The following is a 15186-nucleotide window of genomic DNA, read 5'->3' on the forward strand; positions in this document are numbered from 1 at the left end:
CCGGGACGATTGGCGGCGATCATGACAACCCAATCCGCTTTTCAGTGCGAGCGCCTCTGCATCGATCTGCCCGGTGCGCCGGGCGTTCGGCGCATCATCGAGGATCTCGATCTCGAGGTCGGACGAGGCGAGTTCGTCTCGATCCTTGGTGGTTCCGGCACCGGAAAGACCACGCTGCTGCGGACGCTGGCCGGGTTGACGCCGTATAGCTCCGGCCGCGCCGTCTACGAGGGGCGCGAGGTTCGGTCCCCGGCGCCCGGCATGGCCATGGTGTTCCAGGATTACGGGCACGCTCTCTTGATGTGGCGAACCGTGTGGAGAAACGTCGCGCTCGGCGTGGAAGGGCGCTTGCGCGCCCTCGAGCTCGATAACAAGGTTCAGAATGCCATCCGCATGGTTGGCCTTGAGGGATTCAGGGATGAATATCCGTGGCGGCTGTCGGGCGGCATGCAGCAGCGGGTGCAGATCGCCCGGGCGCTTGCCATGGAGCCGAGTGCCCTGTTGATGGACGAGCCGTTCGGCGCACTCGACGCCATGACCAAGGCTTCGCTCCAGGACCAGCTTCTGGCCGTCCAGGCCGAAACCGGCGCGACCGTGCTGTTCGTCACCCACGATATCGATGAGGCGATCTATCTCAGCGATACGATCATCCTCCTGAAGGGCAGTCCGGCCCACATCGCGCGGCGCATCAGCGTCGACCTGCCGCGGCCGCGCGACCAGATCGCGACCAAGGAGCTTCCCGAATATCTGCGGCTGCGTCATCAACTCTACGAGGCGTTTCGCCATGAGATCCATGCTTAGACGCTTGAACGTCTCGCTCAACGCGCCGGCGCTTGCGACCGCCCTGGTCCTTCTCCTCGCGTGGGAGGTCGGCGTCAGGGCCGCCGCGACCCGGTTCGAATTTCTTCCGGCCCCGACGGAGATATGGCAGGCACTCTACGGCGCGATCCGGTCCGGCCAGATCATCGCCGATTCCGCGCACACGGTCGCCTGCGCCCTGGCCGGATGGGCCATTGCGAGCGTGCTTGGTGCGGGCATCGGGCTCGCGCTCGCGTTCTCGCCGATCATGCATCGCTTCTTCAGCACGTCGCTCGAGCTGCTCCGGCCCTTGCCCGCCGTTGCGTTCGTTCCGGTTGCGGTCCTGCTGTTCGGCTTCACCGTCACCACGGAAACCACCGTGATCGTCTTCGCCAGCGTGTGGCCGGTCATCATCAACACCGTCGCAGGGGCGAAGGCCATCCACCCGAGGCTGCTCGATACGGCCGCGACGCTGCATCTGTCGCGAACAGAGCGGCTCGGCAAGCTGATCCTTCCCGCGGTGTTGCCATCGACCATGGTCGGCGCTCGTGTTGCTCTCGGTCTCGCACTCGTCGTCGCTGTCATCGCGGAGATGGTCGGCAATCCGGCCGGGCTCGGCTGGGGGCTGGTGACGGCGCAGGAAGCTCTCCAGCCCGGCCTGATGTTCGGCTATCTCGTCACGACCGGTGCGCTCGGCGTTCTCCTCAACGCGTGCCTGCGAGTGACATTCGCACGGCTGTTCCCCGGCATTCGGGAGCTTCAGCAATCATGACCGCAACGAACGCGCCCACACAGACCGTCGGCGGCTGCAGGGGACGCCACTGGGCCTTCCATGCGGCCGGCAACGTCTGGTCGGCGCTACAAGGACTGCTGCCGGTGATCGCCTTGCTGCTGCTCTGGCAGGTGCTGGGCGATCCACGCTCGCCATATTTTCCGCCGCCGTCGACATGGGCGGCCGCCCTGATCGACCGGACGCGCGCGGGAGATCTTCTCCCCGCGGTGCTGGTGACGTTCCAGTCGGTCGCTGCGGCCCTTGTGCTTGCCACGGCGCTGGGCGTCGGCATCGGTGGGTTGATCGGCGCATCTCCGGGGCTGGCGCGCTGTCTCGGGCCGACGCTGGAATTTTTGCGCACCTTGCCGCCCCCAACCATCGTTCCGGTGGCGGCCTTGATCATCGGCGTCGATGAAAAGATGAAGCTGTTCGTGATCGTGTTCGCGGCGCTCTGGCCCGTTCTGCTCAACACCACCTCGGGCGTGCGGTCGCTGCATCCCACGCTGCTCGAGGCCGCGCGATCCCTGCAGCTCGGCGCGATCGCGCGGGTGACCAAGATTTTCCTCCCCGCCCTGTTGCCGTCGATCCTAACGGGCATGCGCGTCGCCGCGCCGCTGGCGATCATCGTATCGCTGCTTACGGAGATGCTGACGCTGATGCCGGGGCTCGGCGCGCTGCTCCTGATGGCGCAGCGCAATTTCAACGCGGCCGAGGTCTTCGGCCTGCTGGCCGTCGTCGGCTCGTTCGGCTTCGTCATCAACGCGGCGCTTGCCGCTTTCGAATCCTGGGCCTTGATGCCTCAGGGCCGGTCTTAAAGGAAACAGATCATGTCCATCGACCTCGAACGGAAGGGGGCGGTCGCTCTCGTCACGATCAACCGGCCCGACGCCATGAACGCGCTCGATGTCGAGCACGATCGCGCGCTCGCCGAGGTCTGGAAAGAGTACAAGGCGGACCCGGATTTGCTGGTCGCTGTCCTGACCGGTGCGGGCGGTCGTGCGTTCTGTTCCGGCGGCGATCTGAAGACGTATATGCCCTGGCGCCGCGAGCACGCTCTGACTGGCTCGGAAAGCGCCATCAGCTTTGGCGGCATGACACTAGTCGGCGAGATCACCAAGCCGGTCATCGCTGCGATCCAAGGCCATTGCATCGCCGGCGGCCTTGAACTGGCGATGGCGTGCGACATTCGCGTCTGTACGCCAGACTCGCGGTTTGGCCTGGCTGAGGTGCGGTGGGGTGTGCTGCCGGGCGGCGGTGGCACCCAGCGGCTTCCGCGGCTCGTTCCGATGGGCTGCGCCCTGGAGATGATCCTGACCGGCGAGCCGATCGATGCGCCGCGCGCCGAGCGGATTGGCCTCGTGAACCGCGTGGTCGCGGCCGACGCGCTGCTCGATACCGCCTTCGCGATGGCCAAGCGCATCGCGGCGAACGGGCCGCTCGCAGTCAAGGCCGCGAAACGCGCCGTCCAGTACGGATTGGACGGCTCGCTGAAAGAGGGGCTGGCTCTGGAAGGCGCGTTGCAAAAGCAATTGCTTCAATCGGCCGATGCGGAGGAGGGGCTTCGCGCCTTCGCCGAACGGCGGCCTCCGGCCTTTGCGACCGCCGCTGCCACACCGGCCGAAAAGTAAACGACCACAGAGGAAAGGTTCAGTCTCATGTCGACGTCACAAGAAAACAGACCGCGATTTTCGCCGGCCCGCCGCGTCCCGCTCGGGTCGAATGGCGAACTGCTGTTCCTGTCGGGAAGCCTTTGCGTCGACGAGGACGCACGCGACAACATCGAGCTCCAGACCCGCCGCATCTTCGAGCGCATCGCGCGCGTGCTAGGCAAACACGGCGCCTCGCTGTCGGATATCGTGAAGACCACGGCATTTCTAACGGATTTGGCCGATTACGACGGTTTCAACCGGGTTCGCGTCCAAATGTTCGAGGACTGCAAGGACCCCCCGGCCAGCACTGCTGTTGGAGCCGGGTCACTCCTTGGCATCGGGACGCGGGTGGAGATCGAGGCCGTGGCTTTCGTGCCTTCGCGCTAAGGTATCGATGCGGCCTCAGCGTATCCACTGAGGCCGTTTTCTTGTTTTGCGTCGAAGCGAATCAGTCGATCATCGGCTGAGTGCTTCCGATAGAATGAACTGCGGTGCAACTCCGGACCCCCGGGCGGGACGTTCTACTTGGAGCGAACTGTAGCAAGCCTTGCCAGCGCCTCACGGACGCCGGCCCCGTAGTCAGGATCCGCCTTGGCGCAATTGACGATATGGCGTTCCTGGATATGGACCGCCGCCCCGCCGACGGCTCGTGCCGTGTTGTCGAACAGGATCTGCCGCTGCGCCGGGTTCATCTTGCGGAACAGGTCGCCCGGTTGCTGGTAATGGTCGTCGTCGACGCGGTGATCCCAATGGGCCGCCGCCCCGTCGATCTCGAGCGGTGGTTCGTTGAGATCGGGCTGGTCTGTCCACTCGCCGTGGCTGTTCGGAAAGTAGGTCGGCGTCCCGCCCAGATTGCCGTCGGTCCGCATCGCGCCATCGCGGTGGTAGCTGTGATACGGACATTTCGGCGCATTGACCGGGATCAGATGATGGTTGACGCCGAGGCGGTATCGCGCCGCGTCGCCGTAGGAGAATAGCCGCGCCTGCAGCATCTTGTCCGGCGAGAAGCCGATCCCCGGCACCACATGAGCCGGTGAGAAGGAGGCCTGCTCGACCTCGGCGAAGACGTTTTCCGGATTGCGGTTCAACTCGAAATAGCCGACCTCGATCAGTGGAAAGTCCGCCTTCGGCCAGACCTTGGTCAGGTCGAACGGATTGAAGGCAAAAGCCTTCGCCGCTTCGTCGGTCATCACCTGCACGAACAGCGTCCAGCGCGGGAAATCGCCGGCCTCGATGCTCTCGAACAGGTCGCGCTGGTGAGTTTCGCGGTCCTTGCCGATCAGTGCTTCCGCCTCGGCGTCGCTTAGGTTCTCGATGCCCTGCTGCGTGCGGAAGTGAAACTTCACCCAGGTCCGTTCATTTGCGGCATTGATGAAGCTGTAGGTATGGCTTCCGAAGCCGTGCATGTGACGGAAGCTTCTGGGAATGCCGCGCTCGCTCATCACGATGGTGATCTGATGCAGCGCTTCGGGCAGCAGCGTCCAGAAGTCCCAATTGTTGTCGGCGCTTCGCATTCCGGTGCGCGGGTCGCGCTTGATCGCATGATTGAGGTCGGGGAAGCGCAGCGGATCGCGGAAAAAGAACACGGGGGTATTGTTGCCCACCATGTCCCAATTGCCTTCCTCGGTGTAGAACTTCAGCGCAAAGCCGCGGATGTCGCGTTCGGCGTCGGCTGCGCCGCGCTCGCCGGCGACCGTCGAAAAGCGCGCGAACATCGGCGTCTGCTTGCCGACCTCTGAAAAGATTTTCGCCTTGGTATAGCCGGTGATGTCGTGGGTCACCGTCAACGTGCCGAAGGCGCCTGATCCCTTCGCGTGCATGCGCCGCTCCGGGATCACTTCGCGATCGAAATGCGCCAACTTTTCAATCAGCCAGACGTCCTGCAGCAGTGCGGGGCCGCGCCGGCCCGCGGTCATGATGTTGAGGTTGTCGCGGACGGGCGCGCCGGTCGCGTGCGTAAGATGGGATGGCTTGTTACTCATGTGATGTCCTGATCGGAGAGTTGAGAAGAGAGGAGGTTAGGCCGCGCTGCAGCGTCGAAAGGCCGCTCAGCCGTGCCAATGCGAGCCGCGGATGACGCTGCAAAAATTGCCGCGATGGAAATGCGGTTCCTTTTCGGCGATGACGTCGGCCTTGACGTTGCCGAAGGTCGTGTCCGGCCGATGCTTGATGCCGTCGTAGAACGCGTGGATGATATCTTCCTTGAAGTGCGGCGTGCGCGGAAACGCCTTCACCACGGCTTCGCGCTCCTCGTCGGAATAGTCGTTGTACGTGAGCCCGAGGACATCCATCTCGACGCCGGCGGTCACCAGGGCGACGACGGGATGCATATGCTGCGGCACGCCGGGCGTGGTGTGCAGCGCGATCGCGGTCCAGACCGTGTAGGCGTCGGCTTCCGAGATGCCATGGCTGCGCAAGAAATCGCGCGCGGCGTGCGCGCCGTCGACCTCGAACCGTTCGTGCGTGCTGCCATGGCCCGGCATCAGGCCGATGTCGTGAAACATGGCCCCGGCGTAGAGTAACTCGCGGTCGAACTTCAGCCCGCGGTGGACGCCGGCCAGTGCGCCGAAATGATAGACGCGGCTGGAATGGTTGAAGAGCAGGTCCGTCTCGGTATCGCGGATATAGTCGGTGATGGCGCGCGCCAGCTTGCTGTCGGGAATGGCGGCGGCCTCGACGGTCTCTTGCATGATGGTCTCCTGAAAATCTCGGGTCGCCGGCAAGGTAGATCCGGGCTATCATGTCCTCAATTGACGTAATACGGCTAAAACAGACAAATACCGTCTGAGGCGGACATGGAGGCTGACATGGGCGCGAAACTGAAACCGAGGACTGTTGTGATCGTGGCGGTGCCCGGGGTGCAGCTCCTCGACGTCGCGGGCCCTCTCGACGTTTTCGCCGAGGCGAATTCGCAGGCCGGCCGCGAATCCTATTCGCTGCTGGTCGCGGCAGCGGCGCCGGGCCCGATCCGCAGCTCCTCAGGCGTGCGGCTGATGCCGGACCGGATAATCGATCGCGGCTTCCAAGAGAGCATCGACACCTTGCTGATCGCGGGATGCCCGAACACCGCCGACGTGCCGGCGGACCGTACGGTGATCGATTGGCTTCGCCAGCGAGCATCCAGGACCCGGCGCTTCGGGTCGGTATGTTCAGGCGCCTTCTTCCTTGCAGCGGCGGGCCTTCTCGACGGCAAACGAGTGACGACCCATTGGGCGGTTGCGGACCGGCTTGCCGAAAAATTCCCGTTGCTCAGTGTGGACAAGGACGCAATCTACGTCGCCGATGGCAAGCTCCGCACCGCCGCCGGCGTGACCGCGGGGCTCGATCTCGCGCTAGCTCTGGTCGAGGAAGACCTCGGACGCGAGACGGCGATGAAGGTCGCGAGCCAGCTCGTGATGTTCTTCAAGCGCCCGGGCGGGCAGATGCAGTTCACCCGCAAGGGCAAGACCGTCCTAGCCGGCCGCGCCGCACTGCAGGAGCTGCAGCGCTGGGTCGCCGCCAATCCCGGGCAAGATCACAGCGTTGCCAGCCTTGCGGCACGGATGGAACTGAGCCCGCGTCACTTCGCGCGACTGTTCCGTGCCGAAGTCGGCATCACGCCTGCGACTTGGGTCGAGGAAGCCCGCGTCAATGCCGCAAGGCGCCTGCTGGAACTCGGCAACGAGGCGCCCAAGCAAGTGGCCCTGCATTGCGGCTTTGCTGATGCCGACACGTTGCGTCGCGCCTTCGTCCGCCATGTCGGCGTGACGCCGGCGGAGTACCGCAAAAGATATGCAGGGATCGCCAGCGATCCGCCGTAAAGGGGTTCCGAGTGAGCCACCATGCTTCACGTTGTTGATCGCTGCGCGCGGTAGCGGCAGCTCTGTGACACGGTGGTGGCTAGGATTATGCCTGGCGCGAGGGTCTTAATTTCGACGGGGCTAGTGCCTGCGGCGACCGCTTCTGGCGCGCTGGGCCTACGCGCGCCGCCTTTCCCTCGCCCCTTTAAAGCAATGCGAGCAGCCCGTCTCTTAATCAGCTGCTCTGGCCGAACCGCTCACTGGCGGGGCGACGGCGCGACGCTGGTGGCGCAGCGCATCATTCAATAGCCCTCACGACAGGCTCGCCATGCAGAACCGTTAAGGCGGAGATAGGCCAGAGAGACGGACTGTTGGGCTCCGAAAAAAATCGCGGCTATAGTCACCGTTCTCGCTGCAACCGCCGCTCACGGCGAGAAAAATCAAAAGCTTAAAAGATGCTCACTGCGTTGGGGACGCAGGGAGCGGCCTCGGTCAGATCACCACCTGAACGGAATGGTCGCTTTGGTGGAAACGGTCTGGGGACTCGAACCCTCGACAGGCGATCCCACGCGGCGCACTCCATAACGTCTTGTCAAGCGCAGGGGCTCCGGGTGCGTGGACGATTGCTATCCCGCGTTGGGCTTCAACCCTGCCGCCTGGATGCCGGCCACCGCGCACGTCTCGTCATTGTCCGACGTGTCGCCGGAGACGCCGACGGCGCCGAGCAGCGTCGTGCCGTCCATGATCAGCACGCCGCCGGGGACCGGCACCAGCGCGCCCTTCGCCATGGTGTTCACGGCGTCGATGAAATAGGCCTGCTCCTGCGCGCGCTGGAACAGGGCGCGCGAGCCCATGCCCAATGCGAGTGCGCCATAGGCCTTGCCGTGCGCGATCTCGGCGCGCATCAGGCTGGTGCCGTCCTGCGCCGCGGCGATCTTGAGCACGCCGCGGGCGTCCAGGATCGTGACGACGAGCGCCTTCAGCTTCAGCTCGGTGGATTTCGCGAAGGTGGCGTCGAGAATCTTGCGGGCGGTGTCGAGGGTGAGGTCAGCCATGGCTGGTTTCCTTTGCAACGGGAGTGGTTGTGGATTGGGTTTCGGCGCGATCGAGGCTCATCGCCAGCACGCGCGCGACGTGAAGCGCCTCGCGCTGGGCACCATCGCGGATCTGGTGCCGGCAGGAGGTGCCGTCGGCAACGATCAGCGTCGCCTGATCGGCACGGCGCACGGCGGGTAGCAGCGAGAGCTCGGCCATCTCGATCGAGGCATCGTAGGTGTCCGCGCCATAACCGAACGCGCCGGCCATGCCGCAGCAGCTCGACTCGATGGTCTCCACCTTCAGGCGAGGGATGAGGCGCAGCACCTGCTCGACCGGCTTGAACGCACCGAAGGATTTTTGATGGCAATGGCCGTGCACCAGGGCTTTGTCGGCGACGGTGCCGAGCGGCAGTTGCAGCCGGCCGGCCTCGGCCTCGCGCACCAGGAATTCCTCGAAGGTCAGCGCGTGGGCGCCAACGGCCTTGGCGTCGGCGTCCTTGCGCAGCGAGGCGAGCTCGTCGCGCAGCGTCAGCAGGCAGCTCGGCTCAAGCCCGATGATCGGGACGCCGCGCGCGGCAAAGGGGGCGAACGCAGCGACCAGACGATCGAGCTCGGACCTGGCTTCGTCGACAAGGCCCGCGGACAGGAAGGTGCGGCCGCAGCACAGCGGACGGCTGCCGCTTGCGGGTTTCGGCAGATGCACGCGGTAGCCGCCGGCCGCAAGCACGCGCAATGCGGCGTCGAGGTTCTCGCGCTCATAGATGCGATTGAAGGTGTCCGCGAACAGCACCACCTCGCGGCCGGTTTCCGGCCCGACCGCTTCGGCCGGCGGCACGAATACGTCGCTGCGGAAGGCGGGGAGCGCGCGGCGGGCGCTGATGCCGGCAAAGCGCTCGAACAGCTTTCGCAGCAGCGGGCTGCGGTTGCGCAAATTCGTCAGCGGCGCGAAGCGCGACGCGAGGCCGGCATAGCGCGGGAGGTAGCCGACCAGGCGGTCACGCAAGGTCAGGCCATGCGAGGCCGCGCGCGCGGCAAGCACCTCGATCTTCATCTTGGCCATGTCGACGCCGGTTGGGCATTCGTGGCGGCAGGCCTTGCAGGACACGCAGAGCTTTAGCGTCTCCATCATCTCGTCGGAGGAGAGCGCGCCCGCGCCAAGCTGGCCGGAGATCGCGAGCCGCAAGGTGTTCGCGCGGCCTCGCGTCACGTCCTTCTCGTTGCGTGTTGCGCGGTAGGACGGACACATCACGCCGCCCTCGAGCTTGCGGCATGCGCCGTTGTTGTTGCACATCTCGACCGCGCCCTGAAAGCCGCCGCCGGCCCCGGGATAAGCCGACCAGTCGAGTTTTGTCTTGAGCTCAGCGACGCGATACTCAGGCTTGAAGCGAAACAGCGAGCGATCGTCCATCCTGGGAGCGTCGACGATCTTGCCGGGATTGAGCACGCCATCGGGATCGAAGCGTTGCTTCACCTCGCGGAAGTCGGCGACGAGACGCTCGCCGAACATCGTTGCGTGGAATTCGGAGCGCACCAGGCCATCGCCGTGCTCGCCGGAATGCGAGCCCTTGTATTCGCGCACCAGTTCGAAGGCTTCCTCGGCGATGGCCCGCATCGCCTTGACGTCCTTCTCCAGCTTCAAATTCAGCACGGGCCGCACATGCAGGCAGCCTTCGGAGGCGTGGGCATACATCGTGCCGCTGGTGCCGTGCTTGGCAAACACCTCGCTCAGCCGCGCGGTGTAGTCGGCGAGATGTGGTAACGGCACGGCGCAGTCCTCGACGAAGGAGACCGGCTTACCCTCCTGCTTCATCGACATCATGACGTTGAGGCCGGCGGCGCGGAAATCGGCGATCCCGCTCTGCAGCGCGGGCTCGGTGATTTCCACCACGCCGCCCCATTTGCGCTTGTCGTTATTCCAGCCGAAGCCGAGATCGCCCATCAACTCGCCGAGTTGCTTCAGGCGCACGAGGTTGTCCGCCTGATCCTCCTCGGCGAACTCGACCACGAGCACCGCATCCGGATCCCCCTTGATCGCGGTGGAGATGATGGGCCGGAACATCGCGATGTCGCGGCCGAGCGCCAGCATGGTGCGGTCGACCAGCTCGACCGCAATCGGCTTCAGCTTGACCAGATGCTGGGCCGCGTCCATCGCCTCGTAAAAACTGCCGAAATGGCAGATGCCGAGCGCCTTGTTGCGGATGACGGGCCAGAGCTTCAGCTCGACCTTGGTGGTGAAGGCAAGGGTACCCTCGGAGCCGACGAGAAGGTGCGCCATGTTGTTGCGCGCATTGCGCGGCACCAGCGCATCGAGATTGTAGCCGCCGACACGGCGCTGCACTTTTGGGAAACGCGCGGCGATCTCCGCGGCCTCGCGGGCGCCAAGATCGAGCATATCGCGGAACAGGGCGCGGGCGCTGTCGTTCGCATCGAGATCGGAGAGATCGCGCGAGACCTCGCCGAAGCGGCTCAGCGTGCCGTCGGCGAGCGCGGCCTCCATCGACAGCGTGTTGTCGCGCATGGTGCCGTAGCGCAGGCTGCGGCCGCCGCAGGAATTGTTGCCGGCCATGCCGCCGATGGTGGCGCGCGAGGCCGTGGAGACGTCGACTGGAAACCAGAGGCCGTGCTTTTTCAGCTGGCGGTTGAGGTCGTCGAGCACGATGCCGGGCTCGACCACGCAGGTGCGCCCTTCGACGTCGAGCGACAGGATTCGGTTCAGGTGCTTCGAGAGATCGACAACGAGGCCGTCATTGACGGTCTGGCCGCATTGCGAGGTGCCGCCGCCGCGCGGGGTCACCTTCAGTCCCTCGTCGCGCGCGATCGCCAGTGCCTTGAGCGCCTCGTCCATGGTGCGCGGCACCACCACGCCAGTGGGCATGATCTGGTAGAAGGACGCGTCCGTGGCGTAGCGGCCCCGGCTGAAAGCGTCGAACAGGACGTCGCCGGTGACTTCCCGGGCCAGACGTGCCGCAAGGCGGTCCTTTTTGGCCGATTCCTGTGATTTCCCGGGCACTTCCGCCGCCATGGTCCGCTCTTGCCTGTTCGCCGCCCCCGTCTTGCCTCCGGCCACGGCCCTTGGCAAGGCGAGCCCTGCTTCTTGTGCATTGACGGACCCCGCCGGGCGAGGGACAAGCCCGGCGAATAGTGATATTCGAGCGGCTCGCGCAGCCCCCTTGAGGCCGTAGGCCTCGAAGTCAAGCTGGGCTCAAAGCCAAGACAGACTCAAGAGACCGGGAAGGACGCCGATGACCGTGCATACTGGAAGGCATTTTCTCCAGATTCCAGGACCGACCAACGTGCCCGACCGGGTGCTGCGGGCGATGGACATGCCGACGCTGGATCACCGCGGTCCGGAGTTCGCCGAGCTCGGGTTCGCCGTCCTCGCCGGCATGCAGCGGGTGTTCCGCACCAAGCAGCCCGTGATCATCTTCCCCTCGTCCGGCACCGGCGCCTGGGAAGCTGCGATGGTCAACGTGCTCGCGCCCGGCGACAAGGTGCTGATGTGCGAGACCGGCCAGTTCGCCGTGCTGTGGCGCGGCATCGCCGACAAGTTCAAGCTCGACGTCGACTTCATCCCGAGCGACTGGCGCCATGGTGCCGATCTCGCCGAGATCGAGAAGCGCCTTGCCGCCGACAAGCAGCACGCGATCAAGGCGGTCTGCGTCGTCCACAACGAGACCTCGACCGGCTGCGTGACGCCGCCGCTGGAGGTGCGCAAGCTGCTCGACCGGGTCAAGCATCCCGCGCTGCTGATGGTCGACACCATCTCCGGCCTCGGCTCGATGGAGTACGAGCACGATGCCTGGGGCATCGACGTATCGGTCGCGGGTTCACAAAAGGGCCTGATGCTGCCGCCGGGCCTCGGCTTCAACGCCGTCTCGGAGAAGGCGCTCGCGGTGGCCAAAGCCAACCCCGGCATGCGCTCGTATTGGGACTGGCAGGAGGTCATCGGCTTCAACAAGCTCGGCACCTTCCCCTATACGCCGGCCACCAATTTGCTCTACGGCCTGCGCGAGGCGATCAAGATGCTGGAAGAGGAGGGGCTCGAGAACGTCTGGACACGCCACAAGCGCCACAGCGCGGCGACGCGTGCCGCGATCAAGGTCTGGGGCCTGGAGACGCAGTGCGCCGATCCTGCCGCGCATTCGCCGGCGCTGACCGGCGTGCGCGTGCCTGATGGCCACGATGCCGACGCCTTCCGCAAGGTGGTGCTGGAAAACTTCGACATGTCGCTCGGCACCGGCCTGAACAAGGTCAAGGGCAAGGTGTTCCGCATCGGCCATATCGGCCATTTCAACGACCTGATGCTGATGGGGACGCTCGCCGGCGTCGAGATGGGCCTCGATCTTGCAAAGATCCCGCACCGGAGCGGCGGCGTGTTGGCGGCCATGGACGTCCTGAAGGGACGCGACGCGGTGCCGATGACCAAGGCTCAGGTGGCTTAAAGGCTCGGGTGGCCCGAAGGCTCAGCTTGCCTGAGCCAACTTAGAGAAAAGAGAGCGCGCGATGAACGCACCGACGACCGCAAACGAAGACCTGCTCTACTCCGTCACGGACGGCATCGCGCGGATCACCTTCAACCGCCCGCAGGCGCGCAACGCACTGACCTTCGCCATGTACGAGCGCATGGCGGAGATCTGCCAGGAGATCAATGCCGACCGCTCGATCAAGGCGCTGATCCTGACCGGCACCGGCGACAAGGCGTTTGCCTCCGGCACCGACATTTCTCAGTTCCGTGCGTTCAAAACCGCGCAGGATGCGCTCGACTATGAGGCCCGCATCGACCGCGTGCTCGGCACGCTCGAGCAGTGCCGGGTGCCCGTGATTGCGGCGATCGCGGGGGCCTGCACCGGCGGCGGCGCGGGAATTGCGGCGTGCTGCGACCTGCGCATCGGGACTGAAACGACGCGCATCGGGTTTCCGATCGCGCGCACGCTCGGCAACTGCCTGTCGATGTCGAACATCAGCCGCGTCGTCTCGCTGGTCGGCCCCGCCCGCACCAAGGATCTGATCTTCAAGGCGCGCCTCGTCGAGGCACCGGAAGCACTGGCCCTCGGCCTCCTCAACGAAATCGTTCCGGACGTCGAGACGCTGCAGCGCCGCGCCGACGAGACCGCCAGGCTGGTGGCGAGCCATGCCCCGCTGACACTTGAAGCGACCAAGGAGGCAGTGCGCCGCATCCGCCGCACGCTGTCGCGCGAAGAGGGCGAGGATCTGATCCTCAAGGCCTATATGAGCGAGGATTTCCGCGAGGGAATGGACGCCTTCCTCAACAAGCGCACGCCGAACTGGAAGGGCAAGTAGCACATCTGCGGCTTGGCTTCGTCAGCCGAAAGTCATAGGCAGCGGGATACCCGCGTGCTTGAACTCGCTCGCATTAGTCCGCACAATGCGTCGAGAAGCAAAGCTAATAATCCAGGGGACGAAACTCGTGCGAATTCTAGTGAAAGCTGTTGGCGTTGCAGCCGCGCTATCGTTGAGCGCGCCGGCCCTTGCCGGCTGGGAGCCGACCAAGCCGGTCGAGATCGTGGTCGCGGCGGGCGCGGGCGGTGCCTCCGACCAGATGGCGCGGATGATGCAGGCCGCCATCCAGAAGAACAGTCTGATGAAGCAGCCGATCGTGGTCTCGCTCAAGGGCGGGGCTTCCGGCGCGGAAGCACTGATGTACATGAAATCCAGCGAGGGCGATCCCAACAAGGTGCTGATCGCCTATTCGCTGATCTACATGCTGCCACTGTCGGCGAAGATCCCGTTCAACTGGCGTGAGCTGACCCCGGTTTCGGTGATCGCGCTCGACCAGTTCGTGCTGTGGGACAACAGCGCGGGTCCCAAGACGGTGAAGGAGTTCGTCGCAGCCGCAAAGGCGGCGAGCGCGCCGTTCAAGATGGGCGGCACCGGCTCGAAGCGCGAGGATCACGTGCTGACCGTGTTCCTCGAGCAGAAGACCGGCGCGAAATTCTCCTACCTGCCCTACAAGTCCGGCGGCGAGGCCGCGACCCAGCTCGTCGGCAACCACACCGAATCCAACGTCAACAATCCATCCGAAAATCTCGAAGTCTGGCGCGCGGGCCAGGTGCGTCCGCTCTGCGTGTTCGACAAGGAGCGAATCTCCTACACCACCAAGGTGACGGAGACGCAGTCCTGGGCCGACATCCCGACCTGCAAGGAAGAGGGCGTCGATGTGCAGTATCTGATGCTGCGCGCGATGTTCCTGCCCGGCAAGGTCACGGCGGAACAGCAGGCGTTCTACGTCGAGCTGTTCCACAAGGTGACGCAGACCGCGGAATACAAGGACTACATGGAAAAGCAGGCGCTGAAGCCGATCTTCCTCACCGGCAAGGACATGGTGCAATTCCTCGAGGAGGACGATGCAGTCAACAAGTCGCTGATGACGGAAGCCGGATTCGTCGCGAAGTAGCCGCCTCTTCTCCCCCGCCCCGTTCTTGCGGGGCCGCGACGAGCTTCGCTCGCGCTGAGAGGGTTGGGTGAGGGCTCTCTCCGCGAGTCCAATCCTCACCGTCATCGCGGACACTCCCGCTCACCCCAACCTCTCCCCGCAAGCGGGGAGCGGGGGGAATTGAACTTACTCCGTCCCCAACGGCTCATGCCCCAAACCGATCTTGAAATCGTCGTTGACGATCCGACCGCGCCCGAAGACGACTCGCCTTCCGTCGTCTCCTCCGGCACGATCGAGATATTCGTCTGTCTGCTGCTGCTCGCGCTGGCCGCCACGCTCGGCTACGACAATTGGCGCACCGGCGCCTCCTGGGATTCGACCGGGCCGGAGCCCGGCTATTTCCCGTTCTACCTCTCCGTCATTCTCGGCGGTGCCAGCCTCTACGGTCTGATCGTGGCGCTGGTCGCGCACCGCGCGGCACCCGACACCTTCGTCACGCGCGCGCAGGCCCGCCGCGTCATGGCGGTGTTCGTGCCGACGCTGCTGTTCTGCCTGGCGACGCAGTTTCTCGGCCTCTATGTCGCGAGCTTCCTCCTGATCGCCAGCTTCATGCGCCTCGTCGGCAAGATCGCGCTGTGGAAGTCGCTGCTCACCGCTGTCGTATTCACGGCGATCATGTTCGTTACCTTCGACGTCGCCTTCGACGTCATCATGCCGAAAGGGCCGCTCGAAGCGGCCTTCGGCCACTAAGGCGAGC

The 15186-nt window shown here is 64.9% G+C and carries 14 protein-coding genes; 10 read left to right on the forward strand and 4 right to left on the reverse strand.

Translation table 11 applies throughout. The annotated features are described in order from the left end of the window. Window positions 1-21: 21 nt before the first annotated feature. The 5 genes from ACIPUD_RS30105 to ACIPUD_RS30125 are packed head-to-tail and all read left to right on the forward strand — an operon-like array spanning window position 22 to window position 3606. Complete coding sequence (locus tag ACIPUD_RS30105) at window positions 22-801, forward strand: ABC transporter ATP-binding protein (RefSeq protein ID WP_446482096.1); 780 nt, start codon at window positions 22-24, stop codon at window positions 799-801. After that, a complete protein-coding gene (locus tag ACIPUD_RS30110) occupies window positions 794-1570 on the forward strand; it encodes an ABC transporter permease (RefSeq protein WP_446482097.1) in 777 nt (258 codons plus the stop codon). The genes ACIPUD_RS30105 and ACIPUD_RS30110 overlap by 8 nt, the downstream gene beginning before the upstream one ends. After that, complete coding sequence (locus ACIPUD_RS30115; protein WP_446482098.1) at window positions 1567-2385, forward strand: ABC transporter permease; 819 nt, start codon at window positions 1567-1569, stop codon at window positions 2383-2385. The genes ACIPUD_RS30110 and ACIPUD_RS30115 overlap by 4 nt, the downstream gene beginning before the upstream one ends. A gap of 12 nt (window positions 2386-2397) precedes the next feature. Continuing rightward, entirely contained in the window at window positions 2398-3198 is an 801-nt protein-coding gene (locus ACIPUD_RS30120) for an enoyl-CoA hydratase/isomerase family protein (protein ID WP_446482099.1), read from the forward strand. Window positions 3199-3225: 27 nt separating this feature from the next. Continuing rightward, a complete protein-coding gene (locus tag ACIPUD_RS30125) occupies window positions 3226-3606 on the forward strand; it encodes a RidA family protein (protein ID WP_446482100.1) in 381 nt (126 codons plus the stop codon). Window positions 3607-3740: 134 nt separating this feature from the next. On the opposite strand, the gene ACIPUD_RS30130 is transcribed toward ACIPUD_RS30125, so the two are convergent. Both ACIPUD_RS30130 and ACIPUD_RS30135 read right to left on the reverse strand, forming a co-directional pair. Then, complete coding sequence (locus tag ACIPUD_RS30130; RefSeq protein ID WP_446482101.1) at window positions 3741-5201, reverse strand: catalase; 1461 nt, start codon at window positions 5199-5201, stop codon at window positions 3741-3743. Between the two features lie 66 nt (window positions 5202-5267). Continuing rightward, a complete protein-coding gene (locus ACIPUD_RS30135) occupies window positions 5268-5909 on the reverse strand; it encodes an HD domain-containing protein (RefSeq protein WP_446482102.1) in 642 nt (213 codons plus the stop codon). A gap of 117 nt (window positions 5910-6026) precedes the next feature. Between ACIPUD_RS30135 and ACIPUD_RS30140 the strand changes: the two genes are divergently transcribed. Next, window positions 6027-7019, forward strand: a complete 993-nt coding sequence (locus tag ACIPUD_RS30140) for a GlxA family transcriptional regulator (protein ID WP_446482103.1) — start codon at window positions 6027-6029, stop codon at window positions 7017-7019. A gap of 605 nt (window positions 7020-7624) precedes the next feature. On the opposite strand, the gene ACIPUD_RS30145 is transcribed toward ACIPUD_RS30140, so the two are convergent. Together ACIPUD_RS30145 and ACIPUD_RS30150 are read right to left on the reverse strand one after the other, a co-directional pair. Continuing rightward, window positions 7625-8053, reverse strand: coding sequence for a GlcG/HbpS family heme-binding protein (locus ACIPUD_RS30145; RefSeq protein WP_446482104.1), 429 nt, complete (start codon window positions 8051-8053; stop codon window positions 7625-7627). Next, complete coding sequence (locus ACIPUD_RS30150; protein ID WP_446482105.1) at window positions 8046-11057, reverse strand: FAD-binding and (Fe-S)-binding domain-containing protein; 3012 nt, start codon at window positions 11055-11057, stop codon at window positions 8046-8048. Before ACIPUD_RS30150 ends, ACIPUD_RS30145 begins: the two co-directional genes overlap by 8 nt. Before the next feature lie 220 nt (window positions 11058-11277). Between ACIPUD_RS30150 and ACIPUD_RS30155 the strand changes: the two genes are divergently transcribed. From ACIPUD_RS30155 to ACIPUD_RS30170, 4 genes are all read left to right on the forward strand, one after another. Next, window positions 11278-12477, forward strand: coding sequence for a pyridoxal-phosphate-dependent aminotransferase family protein (locus tag ACIPUD_RS30155; protein WP_446482106.1), 1200 nt, complete (start codon window positions 11278-11280; stop codon window positions 12475-12477). A gap of 61 nt (window positions 12478-12538) precedes the next feature. Continuing rightward, the gene (locus ACIPUD_RS30160; RefSeq protein ID WP_204511855.1) at window positions 12539-13336 is read left to right on the forward strand and encodes an enoyl-CoA hydratase/isomerase family protein; all 798 of its coding nucleotides are present in this window, start codon (window positions 12539-12541) and stop codon (window positions 13334-13336) included. Window positions 13337-13463: 127 nt separating this feature from the next. Further along, window positions 13464-14450 (forward strand): tripartite tricarboxylate transporter substrate binding protein, encoded by a 987-nt coding sequence (locus ACIPUD_RS30165; protein WP_446482107.1) that lies wholly within the window; start codon window positions 13464-13466, stop codon window positions 14448-14450. A 186-nt stretch (window positions 14451-14636) separates the two neighbouring features. After that, window positions 14637-15179, forward strand: coding sequence for a tripartite tricarboxylate transporter TctB family protein (locus ACIPUD_RS30170; RefSeq protein WP_162496499.1), 543 nt, complete (start codon window positions 14637-14639; stop codon window positions 15177-15179). Window positions 15180-15186: the final 7 nt, after the last annotated feature.

The organism is Bradyrhizobium sp. CAR08, from assembly GCF_052871955.1.

Excerpts from the sequence above, each read along its gene's own strand:
- ACIPUD_RS30105 (WP_446482096.1), top strand. The coding sequence starts at position 22 with ATGACAACCCAATCCGCTTTTCAGTGCGAGCGCCTCTGCATCGATCTG.
- ACIPUD_RS30110 (WP_446482097.1), top strand. The coding sequence starts at position 794 with ATGCTTAGACGCTTGAACGTCTCGCTCAACGCGCCGGCGCTTGCGACC.
- ACIPUD_RS30115 (WP_446482098.1), top strand. The coding sequence starts at position 1,567 with ATGACCGCAACGAACGCGCCCACACAGACCGTCGGCGGCTGCAGGGGA.
- ACIPUD_RS30120 (WP_446482099.1), top strand. The coding sequence starts at position 2,398 with ATGTCCATCGACCTCGAACGGAAGGGGGCGGTCGCTCTCGTCACGATC.
- ACIPUD_RS30125 (WP_446482100.1), top strand. The coding sequence starts at position 3,226 with ATGTCGACGTCACAAGAAAACAGACCGCGATTTTCGCCGGCCCGCCGC.
- ACIPUD_RS30130 (WP_446482101.1), bottom strand. The coding sequence starts at position 5,201 with ATGAGTAACAAGCCATCCCATCTTACGCACGCGACCGGCGCGCCCGTC.
- ACIPUD_RS30135 (WP_446482102.1), bottom strand. The coding sequence starts at position 5,909 with ATGCAAGAGACCGTCGAGGCCGCCGCCATTCCCGACAGCAAGCTGGCG.
- ACIPUD_RS30140 (WP_446482103.1), top strand. The coding sequence starts at position 6,027 with ATGGGCGCGAAACTGAAACCGAGGACTGTTGTGATCGTGGCGGTGCCC.
- ACIPUD_RS30145 (WP_446482104.1), bottom strand. The coding sequence starts at position 8,053 with ATGGCTGACCTCACCCTCGACACCGCCCGCAAGATTCTCGACGCCACC.
- ACIPUD_RS30150 (WP_446482105.1), bottom strand. The coding sequence starts at position 11,057 with ATGGCGGCGGAAGTGCCCGGGAAATCACAGGAATCGGCCAAAAAGGAC.
- ACIPUD_RS30155 (WP_446482106.1), top strand. The coding sequence starts at position 11,278 with ATGACCGTGCATACTGGAAGGCATTTTCTCCAGATTCCAGGACCGACC.
- ACIPUD_RS30160 (WP_204511855.1), top strand. The coding sequence starts at position 12,539 with ATGAACGCACCGACGACCGCAAACGAAGACCTGCTCTACTCCGTCACG.
- ACIPUD_RS30170 (WP_162496499.1), top strand. The coding sequence starts at position 14,637 with ATGCCCCAAACCGATCTTGAAATCGTCGTTGACGATCCGACCGCGCCC.